Origin of the sequence: Corynebacterium sp. HMSC036D02 (assembly GCF_001836165.1) — a bacterium.
In the GTDB taxonomy this organism is placed as follows: Bacteria; Actinomycetota; Actinomycetes; order Mycobacteriales; family Mycobacteriaceae; genus Corynebacterium.
The window spans coordinates 1-15461 of the sequence record NZ_KV827647.1; the positions used below are offsets into that span (position 1 = coordinate 1).

A 15461-nucleotide genomic window follows, 5' to 3' on the forward strand; every position below is an offset into this window, starting at 1 on the left:
ATGTTCACAACTCCATTGGCAATAAGGGGAAAACGCCATGTAGAGGGTGCAAAAGGCGTTTTTAGCTGTAAAAACGCCTTCTAGAGGATGCCTTTTGCTAGGCGCCTTTTGCGAGATGCCTTATGGGGCCGCTCCAGTTATGAGATGCCGGGTGTGGGTCGCGGGCTTCGAGGCCTAGGCGCGGAAAGGGGAAGGGGGCGGCTAGAAGGAGCCGCCGCGGAAGCCGCCTCCACCGCCGCCGCCCGAGAAGCCACCGCTGCCGAAGCCCCCGCCACCGGAGAAGCCACCGCCGAAACCGCCACCGAAGCCACCACCGCGGTGGCCGCTGGAGCCTCCGCCGAGAATCTGGCCGATAACCATGCCGGTCAGAATGTTGCCCGCGGCATCAGTGGCCTGGCGGCGCTGCTCCTGGCGGCGATAAGCCTCCAGGTCTTGCTTCGCGCGGTTGAGCGACGTCTGCGCGGCAGAAGCCGCATCGCGGGAATAGTTGAGCGCAGCACGCAAGTCCTTAGACGCGGAGTTTTGGGCTTGGGCGAAGAGGCGGGTGGCATCGGCAAGAGCCACGCGCGCATCGGGGCCCACCACGCGACCACGCGAGGAAAGCAAGTCCTCAGCTGCCTGGATGGCGGACTCGGCCGCAGCAATCTGCTGGCGGTAGAGCGCGATCTGGCGCTCGCGGGTGGCATTGGTCTCGCGGACAGTATCGAGCTGCTCATCTAGCTTGCTATCGATAGCCGTCAGCGCTGTGTACTGTCCCAGCGGGTCTGCCTGGCCATGCTGGCGAGCCGTACTCAGCGCCTCCCGGGCCTCCGCAAGCAGTGATTCCAGCGCGGACCAATCAGCAGGGGAGCCCTGAGCCTTACCGCGCTGCTCGAGGTGCTGTGCTTCAGCGATTTCTTCCTCAACCTCATCGATGAGCGCAGGCAAGTTATCGCGCGCCGCCGTAATCGAGTTCTCCGCATTCTCCACTGCATTAAGCAGCCGGTCCGAGACCTCCAAGGCGTGCTCGGCATCGCGGATATAGCCCACCAAAGGACCCTGCTGCCCGGCCGGCTGGGACTGCAATTCCCGGCCGCGCGAAAGCAGTTTTTCTGCCTCGGTGAGTGAGACCTCCGCCATCTCCGGGTTATCCGCAATGGAGGACAGTACCTCCTCGGAATAAGAGCCGCTGAGAGTGGACAGCGTCGTGCGCGCCTGCGGCAGGCGCCCGCGCAAGTCCACCGTGCGCTGGGTCAATTCATCGAGCTTGGAGCCGGCGTTGATGAGCAAATCGCGCATCTTGGCAAAGTCGGCAGCCTGCTCATCCAGCGCATCATCGGCCTGCCCGCAGGAGGAGATAATCTCCACCAGCATCTGGCGGCGCTCCGCCGTCGATTCCGGAAGGTTGTCCTGCAGCTTCTGCTGCAACTGGAAAGCCTTCTGCAACGTCAGCGTGGAGTGGTTCATCGCGCGCGTGAACGGGCGGGTGCGCTCAGGGCCGAACTCAGCCACCGCAATATCCAGCTCCTCCTTGCCGCGGCGGATCGATTCATCCGTGGAGACCAATTCCTCTTGGGCCAGCTTCTCCAAAGTCGCCATATCCAAGCGGTCGAGCTGTGCGGTATTACCCGGCTCAATCTGGCGCGCGGATTCGAGCGTGGCCGCCGAGTCCTTCTTGGTCTTGCGCCGGCTCGCCACCGCGGCGCCACCGCCAGCCAGAGCCAGCGCACCCGCGCCACCAGCCAGCCACAAACCACCAGAACCATCGGAACCAGAAGAGCCGGATGAATCAGCCGCGCTAGAAGAGGAAGAAGAACCGGTTTCGGCAGCGTCGACAAGCGCGAGTGCGGAAGCGCCGAACTGGCGGCCGTCGGCAAGCTTGGCGTAGGCCGCCTCATACATCACATCCAGGCGCCCGCGCGGCCAGTCATTGCCCGTCTGCACGCCCACGGTGGAATCATCCACGCCCACCACATAGGCCGCAGAATTCGGGCCCTTAGACTTCACAATGCTGTCCGCATAGCTCTCCGCACCCTCCGGCAGCGAGGACGCAAAGACCACGAAAATCACCACGTGGTTCTCCTGCTGCAGCGCGGCAATCTTGTCCTCCAACTCGGCCTTCTCCGAGTCCGAGAGCACCCCCGCCTCATCCGTCACCTTATCCGTGAGCGAGGCCGCCTCCGGCGCGGCAAGAATGAGATCCGCAGCCATGGCGGGGCTAGCAGTGGCCAACCCCAACACGAGAGCAGCAAGGGCGGCGCGACCAAAACGAGCAGCAGTAGTCATGCGCACCACGATACCTTCCCACTCAGCGCTAGAGTGGTCAAGCAGTGAAGTACGTTATTGTCCTGGGTGCTGCGCAATACGACGGGCGCCCCTCCCGCATCCTTCGCGGCCGCGTGCGCTTTGCCGCCGAGTACGCCGCCGCGCACGACCTGCCCATCATCACCGTCGGCGGGAAGCTGCCCGGCGATAGGTTCACCGAAGCCGGGGTGGCTAAGCGCATGCTTGACGACGCACCCCTCAACGTCACCGCCCTCGAAGAAGGCCTCGACACCCGCAGCGAACTGGTCGCTGCGCGCGAAAAGCTCGGCGTAACTGAGGCTGTCATCATCACCGACCCGCTCCACCGCCTGCGCACCTTCCTCATCGCCCGCCAAGAAGGAGTCACCGCGACCGTTATGGGCACGCCCTATTATCCTTCCCCGCGTTTCTCCATCCCGTGGTGGCGCTACCTGGCCCACGAGACCGGCGGCCTGGCCTACCTGGGCCTGCGCACCCTGCTAGGGGAGAAGCGCACCGAAGGCGTGCGCGCGGCCTTCTACCGCATCGAGCGCCTCATCCGCCCCAACCAGGCCCTGCGCCACCGCGTCATTGGCGCGAGGCAGACCCAGGATGGCCAGGACTCCGCCTAAGCTTGAACACCGTGAGCTATTCCTATCGTGCAGAAGACGTCGCCCGCCTTGCCTCCGAGACTCCCAAAGGCTCGGCCTTGCTCAAAAGCGAGGAACACCGCGGCGCCTTCTCCCGGGACCGCGCCCGCGTCCTGCACTCCGCGGCCCTGCGCCGCCTGGCGGATAAGACCCAAGTGGTGGGCCCGCGCGATGGCGATACCCCGCGCACCCGGCTGACACACTCCCTGGAGGTCAGCCAGATTGCCCGCAGCATCGGCGCGGGCTTAGGGCTGGACCCGGACCTGTGCGATATGGCTGGTCTGACGCATGACATTGGCCACCCGCCCTACGGCCACAACGGCGAGAACGCGCTTAACGAGGTGGCCCTCGGCGGCTTCGAGGGCAATGCCCAGACCTTGCGCATCCTGACCAAGCTGGAGCCCAAGGTAGTGCTGGATTCTCCGGCGGGCCCGCGCAGCTATGGCCTCAACCTCACCCGCGCCTCACTCGATGCCGCCTGCAAATACCCCTGGACCAAGACCAACCCGGATGGCACGACCAACCGCAAATACGGCGCCTACGACGAAGACGCGGACGCGCTGGAGTGGCTGCGCCAAGGCCACCCAGACCAGCGCAAGTCCATGGAAGCTCAGGTCATGGACTGGTCGGATGATATCGCTTATTCCGTCCACGACGTCGAAGACGGCATCATCTCCCGCCGCATCTCTTTGAACGTGCTCTGGGACCTGGTGGAGCTGGCCAACCTCGCGGACAAGGGCGCAAAAGCCTTCGGCGGTAATGCCGATGAGCTCCTCGAGGCAGCCGACCGCCTGCGCCAGCTCGATGTCATCAACGCCATCGGCAATTTCGATTACTCCCTGCGCTCTTATGCCAACTTAAAGAAGATGACCTCGGAGCTCGTCGGCCGCTACGTGGGCGCTACCGTTTCCGCCACGCTCGCGGCTAACGACGGCCCCCTCGGCCGCATGCACGGCGACCTCGCCGTCCCACCGGGTGCCGTGGCGGAGGTAACGCTGCTCAAGACCATCGCCGTTCTCTACGTCATGGATGAGCCCGCCCACCTGTCCCGCCAGGACCGCCAGCGCGAGCGTATCTACCGCGTCTACGACTACCTGGTGGCCGGCGCGCCCGGCTCGCTGGACGCCACCTTCGCTCTGTGGTGGAAGCAAGCCGATACCGATCTGGAGCGTGACCGCGCCATCATCGACCAGATTGCTTCCATGACCGAATCCCGCCTGGAGCGCCTGGCGCAGCGCAGTGCCGACCTCTTCGGCTTCCTCAGCTAGTCGGCAACTAGTCAGCAGCACACCAGCACCAAGCCCAGTAGCACCGTGCCCCACACAACGGCACAGCATCCCAAGAGACGCCTGTCACCTGATAGTTGAACACCGTTCACTTGGGTGTTACATAGCTGACAACTCTTCTTAAAACCGGCCACCTAACCTCAGGCAGGTCCGCGTGCCGCCAGGCCCCCTTATTGCCTGCCCACAGCGGAAGTCTCTTCATTTTGCTTACTGTCAAGGAATTTTTGTGTCTCAGAAAAAGCTGCATAAAGCCGCGCTCATTGCCTCTATCAGCCTCGTTGGCTCCAGCCTCGTCTCTCCCGCACTCGCCTCTGCCCAAGACCTGCCTCAGGCAGACATCCTGGATCTTTCCTTTGAGAACGGTGTCATCAGCAACTCCGCATCCGATGCCGAGCCGCTGAAGATCGGCGAGCCCACCGTGGAGCAAGACAGCGTGCTTGAGCGCCCCGTGGCCCACTTCGATGGCCGCAAGGATGCCGTCGGCTTCGACATCGGGGATAAGTTTGACCAGATCAAGGACGGCTTCACCGTCGAGTGCGTTTTCCGCTATGACGGGGACTTCGACGGCAACGAAAAGAGCCTCTGCGCCAACAAGGAAGCCGGTGGCTGGGCCATGGTCATCTACGGCGACCAGCTCACCTTTACCGTCAACGGCAGCGATGGCTACAAGAAAGCCCAGCAGCAGGTGGATCCGGGCCAGTGGTACCACGCGGTCGGCGTCTATGACGGAAACAAGAGCGAGCTCTACGTCAACGGCGCCAAGGTGGCTGAGAACACCGAGATCAACGGCGAGGTGACCAAGCCCAAGTCCAATTCCACCGCCGTGATGATCGGCGCGGATTCCGGCCGGGATAACGCCGCCCAGTTCTACTCCGATGCCGTGGTCAGCGAGGCCCGCATCTTCTCCGATCCGCTGGGCGAAGATGAGATTTCCGCCCTCTACGAGGACTCCAACCTGAGCACCGATAAGAAGGCGGAGATCACCGGCTCCACCCCGAGCGCGGGTCAGCACCTGACGGGCCCGGTGACTTTCGACGTCCAGTTCAACAACGATGCCCTCATCTCCCGCGAGCTCACCTACACCCTGGACGGCGAGGACATCGAGCTGGGGCAAGAAATCGGAGCTGGCCTCAAGGAAGGAAACCACTCCATCCAGGCCGAGGGCCGCGATGTCTTTGGCAACCCCATCTCCCAAACCATCGATTTCACCTCCGGCAACCTCCCGGGGGCCGCTGGCACCGACTCCACGCCGAGCGGCGAGGGCATCACGATCTCCGCTCGCGCCGATAACCCGAGCGGTGGGGACGTGGAGACCACTTTCACTGAAGCCGATGTGGCTGTAGCGGAGAAGGGCTTCCAAGGCACCTTCACGGATATCCCGGAGAGCCTGGACTTTAAGTATGAAGACGGCGAGGACTTCGACAAGGCCCTCAACCCGGACAACGAGGATGCTCAGGAGACCAGCTCCACGGAGCACATGCCTTTCCAGCGCTTTGACCTGAAGCTCAAGGACGCTGAGAAGAAGGCCCACGACATCGCCTGGTCCGGCACCGTGGACCCCAAGCGCTCGGTGCGCCTCATGGCTTGGAACACCACAACCAATAGCTGGGAGAAGTTGGCAGAAACCCGCGGCGCAGCCGACGCTCAAGTAAGCCTTAGCGCGCAAGCCAACCAAGATTTCGTCGACGGTGACACCATCCACACCATGCTGGTGGGCTACGACGTCTTTGCCGATGACCTCAACGAGCCCGTCAACGAGCAGTTCGCCGACACCAGCGACTATGACTTTTCCATCGCCCACCACACCGATACCCAGTACCTCTCCGAAGGCGCGGTAGAAAAGGCCACCGCCGAGGAGCGCAAGAAGTGGGAAGAAAGCTACACCGCGGCCACCCAATGGATTGCCGATAACGCCGACGAGCGCAAGATCGCCTACTCCGCACACACCGGTGACATCATTGAGAACTGGATTGGCAAGGACAATGACCGCCCCAATGCCAAGAAGGAATTCGAGGTAGCCTCCAACGCCCAGAAGATTTTGGAGGACGCCGGCGTGGTCAACGGCGTGCTGCCGGGCAACCACGATAACCAAAGCGGCGCGGATGTCGGTGCCGGCAACCTCTACAACGAGTACTTTGGTCCGGAACGCTACGAGGCTCAGCAGGGTAAGGGTAAGTGGGCTGAGCAGGATGCCTCCTACCACCCCTATGCTGAGGGCGATAACGACAACCACTATGACCTGTTTTCCACCAACGGCATGGACTTCATCGCCCTGCACCTGGGCTATGACGTCACTGAGGAGGAAGCCGCGTGGGCGGATAAGGTGCTCAAGCAGTACTCCGACCGCAACGCCATCTTGCTGACCCACGCCTACCTCAAGCCTTCCGCTAGCCCGGATGGTCGCGGCTCGGACTTCTCCCACGACGGCGTGATGGTTTATGAGAACGTCATCCAGAAAAACCCCAACGTGGCCCTGGTCCTGGCCGGCCACGAGCACGGCGTGTCCATCGTCAGCCGCAAGGACGTCGGTCACACCAACAACCACGTGGTGGAGCTTCTCGCGGACTACCAGTTCTACGAGGTCGGCTCCGATGAGCTGGGTCTGACGGAGATCGGCGACTATGATGGCGACACCGGCTTGCGCTTTGGCTCCAGCTACCTGCGCCTCCTGCAATTCGATCTGCAGAATTCAGAGATGATCGTGGATACGTATTCGCCGCTTCTCGACGACCACAATGCCACCGAGTACGACGACCGCCAGCGCTACAACGGCCACGAGGACGAGTTCCGTATTCCGATCCAATTCCAGACCCGCAAGACCAGCTTTGCGACGAACTCCATGCTCGCCTTGACCGATACCGGCAAGGAGATTGGCACAGATACCGCCAAGTCCGGTTGGCCTGCCAGCGTGACCTACAAGGACGTCAAGGCTGGCGAAGCCTATGGCTGGTACGCCACCTCCGCGGATGCTTCTTCCAAGGAGGGCACCAAGCCTGGCATCGTGCGCCAGTTCGGCGTCTTCACCGCGCAGGAGCAGGAAAAGGAGAAGGATAACAAAGCCCCTGAGCTCACCGTCCCCAGCGACAAGCTCACCATCACCAAGGGCGCTGAAGCCAACCTGCTTGAGGGCGTGACCGCCAAGGACGATAAGGACGGTGACCTCACCGACAAGGTGAAGGTCGTGGGCAACATCGACACCGCCAAGCCGGGCGTGTACTCCGTCACCTACGCCGTCACGGACTCCGCCGGCAACCAGGCTTTGGCCTCCCGCGTCGTGGAAGTCACCGCCGGCAACCAGGGCGACAACACCGGCTCCAGCAGCGACAGCAGCAGCAGCAGCTCTAACCACGACGGCTCCAGTGGCTCGAGCGACCACTCGAGCAACAGCTCGAGCCGCGGAAGCGTCCTCCCCGCCATCCTCGGCGCCCTCTTCGGTGCCGCAGGCGCCACCGCGGTCATCGCCGGTCTGTTGAACTACCTCGCCCCGGAGGTCCGCGACACCATCAAGCGCGCCCTCGGCCTCTAAGCCCCCAGCAGGCCACCACGCGCCTGGCCGCCACCGCGGTCAGGTCACCCCCTCACGAGCAGCTCACTAGCGCACGAGCGCGACACCCTGGTCCTTCAGCACCATGCTGATAGGGGCCAGGTCTTCTTCCACCAGGTCGAAGTCCGCGGCGATGATCGCCACGATGTGCTGCTCGCGGAGGAAATCCGCTAGTGCATCAAGGTTGCGCGGCGCGCCGGAGGTGCAACCGCGCAGGCGCCCGAGCGCACCATAGAAGTCCTCGCGCGTGCGGATGGGTTCAGTAATGAGAATGCGTTGCATGCCTTAGTCCTCCGCGTCCGGGATACTGCAGAAGCTTTCGTAGTGGTCATCGGTGTAGTACCAGACATCCGGGTCGGTCTCACTGCCGCCGCCGGTAACAATGCGCTTGGCCCCGCGGTGCCCAATCCCCGGAGTTTCCACGGTGTATTCGCGGTAGTAGTTCTTCGCCTGCTGCGGCAGTACGCCCTCATAGTTTCCGAAACGCACGTTGTCATTATCCGGATAGTCATAGGGCCCGCCGGCCAGGATGTCCTCGGTGGTCTCGTGGGCCTCCTCCGGTAGGGAATCCAAAGCGCACGTGGGCAGGCCTGACTCGCCCTGCTTTGCGGCGTCCCCCTCACCCCCACCAGCGGCAGAGGATGCACCCGCCGCAGTGGAGGCACCAGCAGCAGCGGAAGACGGCGCTGCCTTCTGGTCCGCACCATCGCTTGAGCTACCAAGGTCAATGCCGAAGTAGCCCGCGACGAGGACCAGAACCGCGCCACCGATGAGGGCCGGCAGCGACTTTTTGGAGGGGGAGGATTGGGACATGGCCCCATCATTGCAGCTATAAGGCCTGAAACAGAAATCCATACCAGGCCTTTTTCCAATCCCCACCGAAGGGTCTTTGCGGATGTGGGACTAGGCGGCCTGGCCCCACCCAGCCGTGGGTACCTGTGTGTCCTACAGGCGGGGTAGTCTGTACGCATGGCACGAGGCAGAATTCCGGACAGCGATATCCAAGCTATCCGTGAACGCGCGCCTATTGATGAAATCGTGGGCGAGTACGTTCAGCTCAAACCCGCTGGCTATGACTCTCTGAAGGGGCTGAGCCCGTTCAAGGATGAGAAGACCCCCTCTTTCCACGTGCGCCCACAGCGCGGCTATTATCATTGCTTCTCCACAGGCAAGGGCGGGGATGTCTTCAGCTTCCTCATGGAAATGGAGCAGGTCTCCTTCCCGGAGGCCGTTGAGGCCGTAGCCCAGAAGATTGGCTACCACATCAACTACCAAGGTGGTACCACCGGTGCGCGCGATGAAAAGCCCGGCACCCGCCGTCGGCTTATCGCTGCGAACAAGGCCGCGCACGAGTTCTACCGCCAGCAGCTAGAAACCCCGCAGGCCGCCGCCGGACGCGAGTTCCTTCTGGACCGCGGCTTCTCCAAGGAAATTATCTACGAATTTGAATGCGGCTATGCCCCGGAGGGCTGGGACACGGCCACTAAGCACTTGCTGCGCATGGGCTTTTCTTTTGAGGAGCTCGACGCCGCCGGCATTTCCAAGATGGGCAAGCGCGGTCCCATCGACCGCTTCCACCGGCGTCTGCTGTGGCCCATCAAGGACCTATCCGGCAACGTCATCGGTTTTGGCGCACGCAAGCTTTTCGACGATGACAAGCTGGGTAAGTACATGAACACGCCCGAGACCATGCTCTATCACAAGTCCAAGGTGCTCTTCGGCCTGGACTTGGCCAAGCGCAACATCGCCGAGCAGCACCAGGCCGTGGTGGTGGAGGGCTACACGGACGTCATGGCTATGTACGCAGCAGGCGTGAAGACGGCCGTGGCTTCCTGTGGCACCGCCTTTGGCGCGGACCACCTGCAGGTGCTGCGCCGCCTCATGTTGGATGACTCCTACTTCCACGGCGAGCTCATCTACACCTTCGACGGTGATGAGGCCGGGCAGAAGGCCGCCATGCGCGCCTTCGAGGGCGAGCAGAAATTCACCGGCCAGTCCTTCGTCTCCGTGGCCCCGGATGGCATGGATCCTTGCGATCTGCGCCTTGAGCGTGGCGACGCCGCAGTGCGTGACTTGGTGGCGGACCGCATCCCCATGTTTGAGTTCGTCATTCGTTCTGTCATCTCAGACTTCAGCATCGACTCGGCCGAAGGCCGCCTCCAAGCCCTGCGCCGCGCGGTGCCCGTGGTGGCCCAGATCCGCGATGAACCCCTGCAGCGCGAGTACGCCCGCCGCCTTGCCGGTTGGGTGGGCTGGCCCGATCCGGAGGAAGTACTCCACCAAGTGCGTCAGGAGGCGCGTAAGCCCAGGAAGGAACAGCGCCCGCGCTTTGCCTCCCTGGAACAGACCTCATCTGCGCCCGCGCAGTCTAATGCCCCCGTCATGCACATCCCTGGCCCCCGCGAGCCACACCTGTGGCCGCAGCGCGAGGCCCTCAAACTGGCCCTGCAGTACCCGCAGATCGCCGGCAGCTATTTCGACGGCATTACGGAGGATGCCTACTCCAACGAGGCCTACCGCACCATCCGCCGCGCCATCTCCACCCTCGGTGGTGTCACCGCCGGTGCTGAACAACCCGGCGTGGAATGGCTGGCCGCCGTGGCGGGTGAGATGCCGGACCTCATGGCCCGCAACTTCGTCTCCGAGCTCGCCGTGGAACCCATCAAGCTAGGGGAGACCGGCAACCCCGACACCGATCTTGAGGCCTACGCTGATTCCGTGCTCTCCCGCCTCCAGGAAGCCCGCGTGGGCGACCAAGTAGCCCAACTCAAGGCCCAACTAGGCCGCATGCGCCCCTCCGACGACGAAGAGTCCTACAACTCACTCTTCGCCGACCTTGTCGCCCTCGAACAGGCCCGCCGCGAGCTCAATGACCGCGCCTTCCGAGGAGTGCGCTAGCGAGCACTACGCACTAATCCGCACGCCCCCGCGCACGCGTTTTAGCGTGCGCGTTAATCTTCGTCCGGCTCGTAAATCCGGTCCGGCTGCACTCCATCTGCGGCGCCACGCTTGTCGCGGCGCCCCTTGTTGTAGTCCTTAAGCTCGCGCATGCGCGGCTCTGGGTCCAAGCGGTTGGCCACAGCCTTGCGTGCGGAGCGTACCGCGGCTTTGGTGGCGGGGGAGTTGACGGCCTTCTCATAGGCGCCCTTAATTTGGTGATAGCGCTTGCGCCCAGCCTTGGTTCCAAAGACGTATCCGGCGGCAGCACCCACAACAAATTGGATCATTGGAAACTAGTCATCCCCTTACTTCAAGCCGGCGCAATAGCCAGCGTTTGCGTACAACGTACGGGAAACGTGCAATTCTCATGAACAGCCTACCTGCCGCAGCGATCTTGGGCAGGCGGCGGTGGGCAGTGAAGCCACCAGTAACGGGGAATAGAGATAGGGAATAGATATGACGTGAACTCTTCCCATAAGGCATTCGCTTCAGTTAACTTAATACCTGTGAAGACTTCTAAGCATACGTATGCGGCATCGGCAGCTGTGGCGATGTCGGCGCTGCTCACCGCCAGCGTGGCGGCAGCTGAGCCTCGTACCGCCGGGCTTGAAGAGCCGCGCGAAGTCACCGTGAGCGAGGACTAGCGCTCATCTTCTTGAAGCCAAGCCATGTGCGCGAAACATAAGCGCTGTAGACTCCTATGGAGATTCTCTCCCGGTAAAAACGAAGGATGTCTATGTCTAAGCCAAAGATTATGACCGTGTACGGAACCCGTCCTGAGGCCATCAAGGTGGCACCGGTCATCAAGGCACTGGAGAAGGACGAGCGTTTTGAATCCGTAGCCGTCTCCACTGGCCAGCACAAGGAAATGCTGGAACAGGTCAACACCATGTTTGGAATTGAACCAAAGCTGGACCTTCACCTCATGAAGCCCGGTCAGGGCCTTAATGAGATTGTCTCCCGTGCGCTCATGGGGCTCGATGAGATCATTGATGCGGAGCAGCCTGATGTCATTATTTCCCAGGGCGATACCTCGACTGCAATGACTGCAGCACTTGCTGGTTTCCATCGCGGCGTAAAAATCGTCCACCTCGAAGCGGGTTTGCGCACCGGCGACATTCACTCTCCGTTCCCGGAGGAAGCTAACCGTAAGCTGATTGGTCAAGTAGCTGAGCTACACCTTGCTCCGACGGCAGGCTCGATGGAAAACCTGCGCCGCGAGAACGTGCGCTCCAAGGACATTGCGGTCACTGGTAACACCGTTATTGACGCTCTTCTGGAGGCAGCCAGCTGGGATACCGCGTTTGAGGATCCTGCTCTGCAAGCAGTGGCTGAATCCGACAAGCGTCTGGTTGTGGTGACCACCCACCGCCGCGAGAACCTTGAAGCGATGAAGGAAATCGGTGGCGCGGTCAAGGACCTTGCAGAGAATTACTCGGACATTAACTTTGTTCTGCCGCTGCACCTGAACCCGAAGGTTCGTGAAGCTGTGCTTCCGGAAGTCGAGTCTTTGCCCAATGTTCTCATCACGGATCCGCTTCCGTACGATCAGTTCACCAAGCTGCTTGACCGTGCAACCATCATCCTGACTGATTCTGGCGGGGTCCAGGAGGAAGCGCCGGCTCTGGGTAAGCCGGTCCTAGTCATGCGCCAGAACACTGAGCGCCCTGAAGCTGTTGTTGCCGGCACTGTGAAACTTGTGGGTACCAACCGTAGTCTCATCGTGGCGGAAGCCAAGCTGCTGCTCGATGACGGCGCTGCGTACACCTCCATGGCTAACGCCGTAAACCCCTATGGCGACGGCAAGGCCGCAGAGCGTGCCGTTGCTGCTATTGCTGAGCTCCTCGGCGCAGGGGAGCGCCTGCCGGACTTTGACCCAGGTATTGAGCTATAGAGAATTGAGATGAATGGGCAGGCGCGTATTTCTAGTTGCCCTGCCCATTCATGTGGTTCCACGTAAGGTAAAGCTATGGAACCACGTGACATTAAATGCACTAACTCTCAGCGCACCACAGCTTCCCAAGTATTGGCTGATGCGATGTCTGTAGGCCAACTCAGCGTCGCCGAATTTGAGGAACGTTCTTCTACATGTGCCAACGCGACGACGCGCGGCGAGTTGCTCGACCTCGTTTCCGATCTCCTTGAGGATCCCGGAAGAGTACTCTTTGGTAGCCATGAGGTCGCCTCAAAGAGCTCACACGCGATTAACACTGTAGATGGGGAGCTTGCTACGACTGTTGACCGCGCACTAGCTCAAGTCGAACCATCCGTGCGTGGTGCTCAGGGCCTTTCCATGGGCATTTTCGGTGGCACTACGGTTCGAAGTACTCCCATTGCCTCTCGCCATACCACAATGGGTATTTTTGGTGGGACAGACGTAGACCTGCGCGGTGCTGCACTTCGAGAACACGTAACCACCATTCAAGCGGTTGGAATCTTTGGCGGTGTCGACGTATGGATTCCCGAGGGCTTTCGTGTCCGAGTTAACGGCATCGGCCTTTTCGGCGGGCATGACATCAAGGTTGACCGTGGGGCTATTGATCCGGCCGACCTACCTGCTAGCGCTCCAGAGGTTGTCGTCAACTGCTTTAGCCTTTTTGGAGGGGTAGACGTGCACGTTGTTAAGCGTTAGGTCGGTGACGGGGATTAAAACGGCACGACATTTCCACGACGATAGTCACCAAAATCGGCTTAAGGGACATTTCGTGTGGATAAACCGATACGGATTCTCGGGGCAGCCTGGGATAATTCCTTGATCTTGATTTTGAATCGGTTCCAACGGCCCGATCTGTGAAATCAACAACGGATAACACTAGGTCTGTGGTAGATAAGTCGCAGCTGGTGCGATTAGGCCAATTCCTATGGCGACGTCCGCACCGAAGTCCCTGTACATCCACTGGACCTAGCCAGGTCGCAAGACTTCGGACGCAATGGGAAAAGCGGCATACGCGGCCTGGACGAAAGAAGAGCTCACACGACGTGGCCACCCAGACGGGCGACCAGCCACATTCGACACCCACATCGACAACGAATGGAACCCCAGCTTAGGCATAAGAAAAGGCTGGGCCGGACGCTCCTAAATCCACACGAAATGTCCCTTAAGCCCAAAATCCGGATAAGTTCCTAGATAGAACAGCAAAAAGCCGCTTGGAATACAAGCGGCTGTTTCGCTCCTCCAACTGGGCTCGAACCAGTGACCCTTCGATTAACAGTCGAATGCTCTGCCAACTGAGCTATGGAGGAATATATGTATGCTGCTAAGCAAATCGCTTTGCTCTGTGCAACGAGAAATAACTATATATGGAGGGTGCTTAGAATGGCAAATCCGCAGGGAGAGCTGGATATCTTGAGAGGAAACTATACGTTTGAATCTTGCCCTTCGTACTTGTCCTGAAGGGGATAGGTTCATCACTTGATAGTGCGGTGTGTATTATTTCAAGACAGGCATTGCTCGACCTAGAGGGGCGGACGGATGAAGGTTCTAGTTCTTTCACAGTTCTGGCATCCCGAAAATGGGGTTCCCCAGCGAAGGTGGACCTGGTTAGGCGGGTTATTTGCTCAAAAAGGCGTTGAAGTTGTTGTTATTGCACCGCCACCCCACTATCGCCGGAATGTTTCCTTTAAAAAAGCATTGAAATCGTTCCGTATTGTCTCTGCGCCGGAATCAGGGGTTGCAGGGGAAAAGATTTACAGAAGTCCATTTATTCCTTCAGGTGAATCGTTGATTGCGAGAGCACTATCTCAGGCCTTTATCGCTAAGGGGGCTTTACTTGCAGCTGCCATCCGATGGGCAGGAATCCGCAAGGTTGATGCGGTAGTAGGGACTGTCCCGGCGCTGCCAACTGCGGTGGTTTCTTTTCTAATTGCTCGGGTCGCAGGGGTTCCCTATGTCATAGATTTACGCGATGCATGGCCAGATTTGATGAGGGAATACGGTAGCTGGAACCGTGCATTGGAGACGCAGTCAACACATCATAAGAGGCTAAAGCCAAAACTTGTGCAGGCATTGAGCTATGTAGTGCAGCAAGGCCTGAATGCCTTACTGGCTCGTGCGGATGCGATAATAGTAACTTCGAATGACCTGGGTAAGCAGCTATCCGCTGGAGTTAAGCGAAGTCATTGCCAAAAGATCATTACACTCCGTAACGTGTTTCCTGCGAGTCTGTCAATGCCGGCTGCTCGAAATCCCTTAGTGGATCGCCCCCTTCGTGTCCTCTATGCTGGAACTCTCGGACGGGCTCAGAACCTAAAAAATGTTATTGACGCTGTAAGAACTGCTGAACAACGAGGAGTTCCGATTGAGCTTGCGTTTGTGGGGGGAGGCGCGGCCGTCGATGCTTTGAGGGAATACGCTGATATGAAGGACGTCGATGCAACCTTCTATCATGTTCGCTCTGCTTCTGAGGTCGTTAGCTTCTATGATTGGGCTGATACTGCGCTAGTACATTTAACCGACTGGGAACCTTTAAATAGAGCAGTTCCCTCCAAAACTTACGAATTGATGTCCGCTGGCGTCCACATTACTGGGGTGGTGGCGGGTGAGACTGCCAAAATTATCCGTGAGTTGCATGCGGGCGATGTTGTTCCTCCGGAACGGCCTCAAGAGCTCGCTGAATTGTTTGCCGAGTTGTATGCGTGTCCAGATCGTTTGCTGGTATCGGATGAAGGGCGGTTGTGGGTCAATCGAGAGCGAGAAGTGGTGGTCCAAAAGAGGGTGGACGAGCTAATTGATTGGATTGGAAAAGTGAATTGATGAGGGGATTGCGTTGGATTAATTAT

12 protein-coding genes, 1 tRNA gene and 1 pseudogene are annotated in these 15461 nt (G+C 60.1%); 9 read left to right on the forward strand and 5 right to left on the reverse strand.

Annotation, left to right across the window (positions count from 1 at the left end; genetic code table 11):
- Positions 1-201: 201 nt before the first annotated feature.
- A complete protein-coding gene (locus HMPREF2743_RS00005) occupies positions 202-2265 on the reverse strand; it encodes a TPM domain-containing protein (RefSeq protein WP_070817927.1) in 2064 nt (687 codons plus the stop codon).
- Between the two features lie 44 nt (positions 2266-2309).
- On the opposite strand from HMPREF2743_RS00005, the gene HMPREF2743_RS00010 reads away from it, so the two are divergent.
- The 3 genes from HMPREF2743_RS00010 to HMPREF2743_RS00020 all read left to right on the forward strand — a co-directional run bounded on the left by HMPREF2743_RS00010 (position 2310) and on the right by HMPREF2743_RS00020 (position 7724).
- Entirely contained in the window at positions 2310-2894 is a 585-nt protein-coding gene (locus tag HMPREF2743_RS00010) for a YdcF family protein (RefSeq protein WP_070817928.1), read from the forward strand.
- A gap of 11 nt (positions 2895-2905) precedes the next feature.
- On the forward strand, positions 2906-4180 hold the full coding sequence (locus tag HMPREF2743_RS00015; RefSeq protein ID WP_070817946.1) for a deoxyguanosinetriphosphate triphosphohydrolase: 1275 nt from the start codon (positions 2906-2908) through the stop codon (positions 4178-4180).
- Positions 4181-4424: 244 nt separating this feature from the next.
- The gene (locus tag HMPREF2743_RS00020; RefSeq protein ID WP_210400236.1) at positions 4425-7724 is read left to right on the forward strand and encodes a LamG-like jellyroll fold domain-containing protein; all 3300 of its coding nucleotides are present in this window, start codon (positions 4425-4427) and stop codon (positions 7722-7724) included.
- Between the two features lie 66 nt (positions 7725-7790).
- On the opposite strand, the gene HMPREF2743_RS00025 is transcribed toward HMPREF2743_RS00020, so the two are convergent.
- Positions 7791-8024 (reverse strand): barstar family protein, encoded by a 234-nt coding sequence (locus HMPREF2743_RS00025; RefSeq protein WP_070729589.1) that lies wholly within the window; start codon positions 8022-8024, stop codon positions 7791-7793.
- 3 nt (positions 8025-8027) lie between these two features.
- Positions 8028-8555, reverse strand: a complete 528-nt coding sequence (locus HMPREF2743_RS00030; RefSeq protein ID WP_070817929.1) for a guanyl-specific ribonuclease — start codon at positions 8553-8555, stop codon at positions 8028-8030.
- A gap of 156 nt (positions 8556-8711) precedes the next feature.
- Between HMPREF2743_RS00030 and dnaG the strand changes: the two genes are divergently transcribed.
- On the forward strand, positions 8712-10640 hold the full coding sequence (gene dnaG / locus HMPREF2743_RS00035) for a DNA primase (protein ID WP_070817930.1): 1929 nt from the start codon (positions 8712-8714) through the stop codon (positions 10638-10640).
- A gap of 53 nt (positions 10641-10693) precedes the next feature.
- Here the strand turns inward: dnaG and HMPREF2743_RS00040 are convergent, their stop codons facing one another.
- Positions 10694-10969 carry a hypothetical protein gene (locus HMPREF2743_RS00040; RefSeq protein ID WP_070817931.1) on the reverse strand — a complete coding sequence of 92 codons (276 nt, stop codon included), beginning with the start codon at positions 10967-10969 and terminating at the stop codon, positions 10694-10696.
- Between the two features lie 219 nt (positions 10970-11188).
- Here HMPREF2743_RS00040 and HMPREF2743_RS12665 point away from each other — a divergent pair, with 219 nt between their 5' ends.
- The 4 genes and pseudogenes from HMPREF2743_RS12665 to HMPREF2743_RS12270 form a co-directional block, all read left to right on the forward strand.
- Complete coding sequence (locus tag HMPREF2743_RS12665) at positions 11189-11326, forward strand: hypothetical protein (protein WP_168160907.1); 138 nt, start codon at positions 11189-11191, stop codon at positions 11324-11326.
- Between the two features lie 92 nt (positions 11327-11418).
- Positions 11419-12576 (forward strand): non-hydrolyzing UDP-N-acetylglucosamine 2-epimerase, encoded by a 1158-nt coding sequence (gene wecB / locus HMPREF2743_RS00045; protein WP_070817932.1) that lies wholly within the window; start codon positions 11419-11421, stop codon positions 12574-12576.
- Positions 12577-12651: 75 nt separating this feature from the next.
- On the forward strand, positions 12652-13314 hold the full coding sequence (locus HMPREF2743_RS00050; protein WP_070817933.1) for a DUF1707 SHOCT-like domain-containing protein: 663 nt from the start codon (positions 12652-12654) through the stop codon (positions 13312-13314).
- Between the two features lie 243 nt (positions 13315-13557).
- Positions 13558-13762 (forward strand): annotated as a pseudogene (locus HMPREF2743_RS12270) (IS256 family transposase); the annotation flags it as partial.
- Between the two features lie 90 nt (positions 13763-13852).
- On the opposite strand, the gene HMPREF2743_RS00055 reads toward HMPREF2743_RS12270, so the two are convergent.
- A tRNA-Asn gene (locus HMPREF2743_RS00055) sits at positions 13853-13925 on the reverse strand.
- A gap of 229 nt (positions 13926-14154) precedes the next feature.
- Between HMPREF2743_RS00055 and HMPREF2743_RS00060 the strand changes: the two genes are divergently transcribed.
- Entirely contained in the window at positions 14155-15435 is a 1281-nt protein-coding gene (locus HMPREF2743_RS00060; RefSeq protein WP_070817934.1) for a glycosyltransferase family 4 protein, read from the forward strand.
- Positions 15436-15461 lie beyond the last annotated feature (26 nt).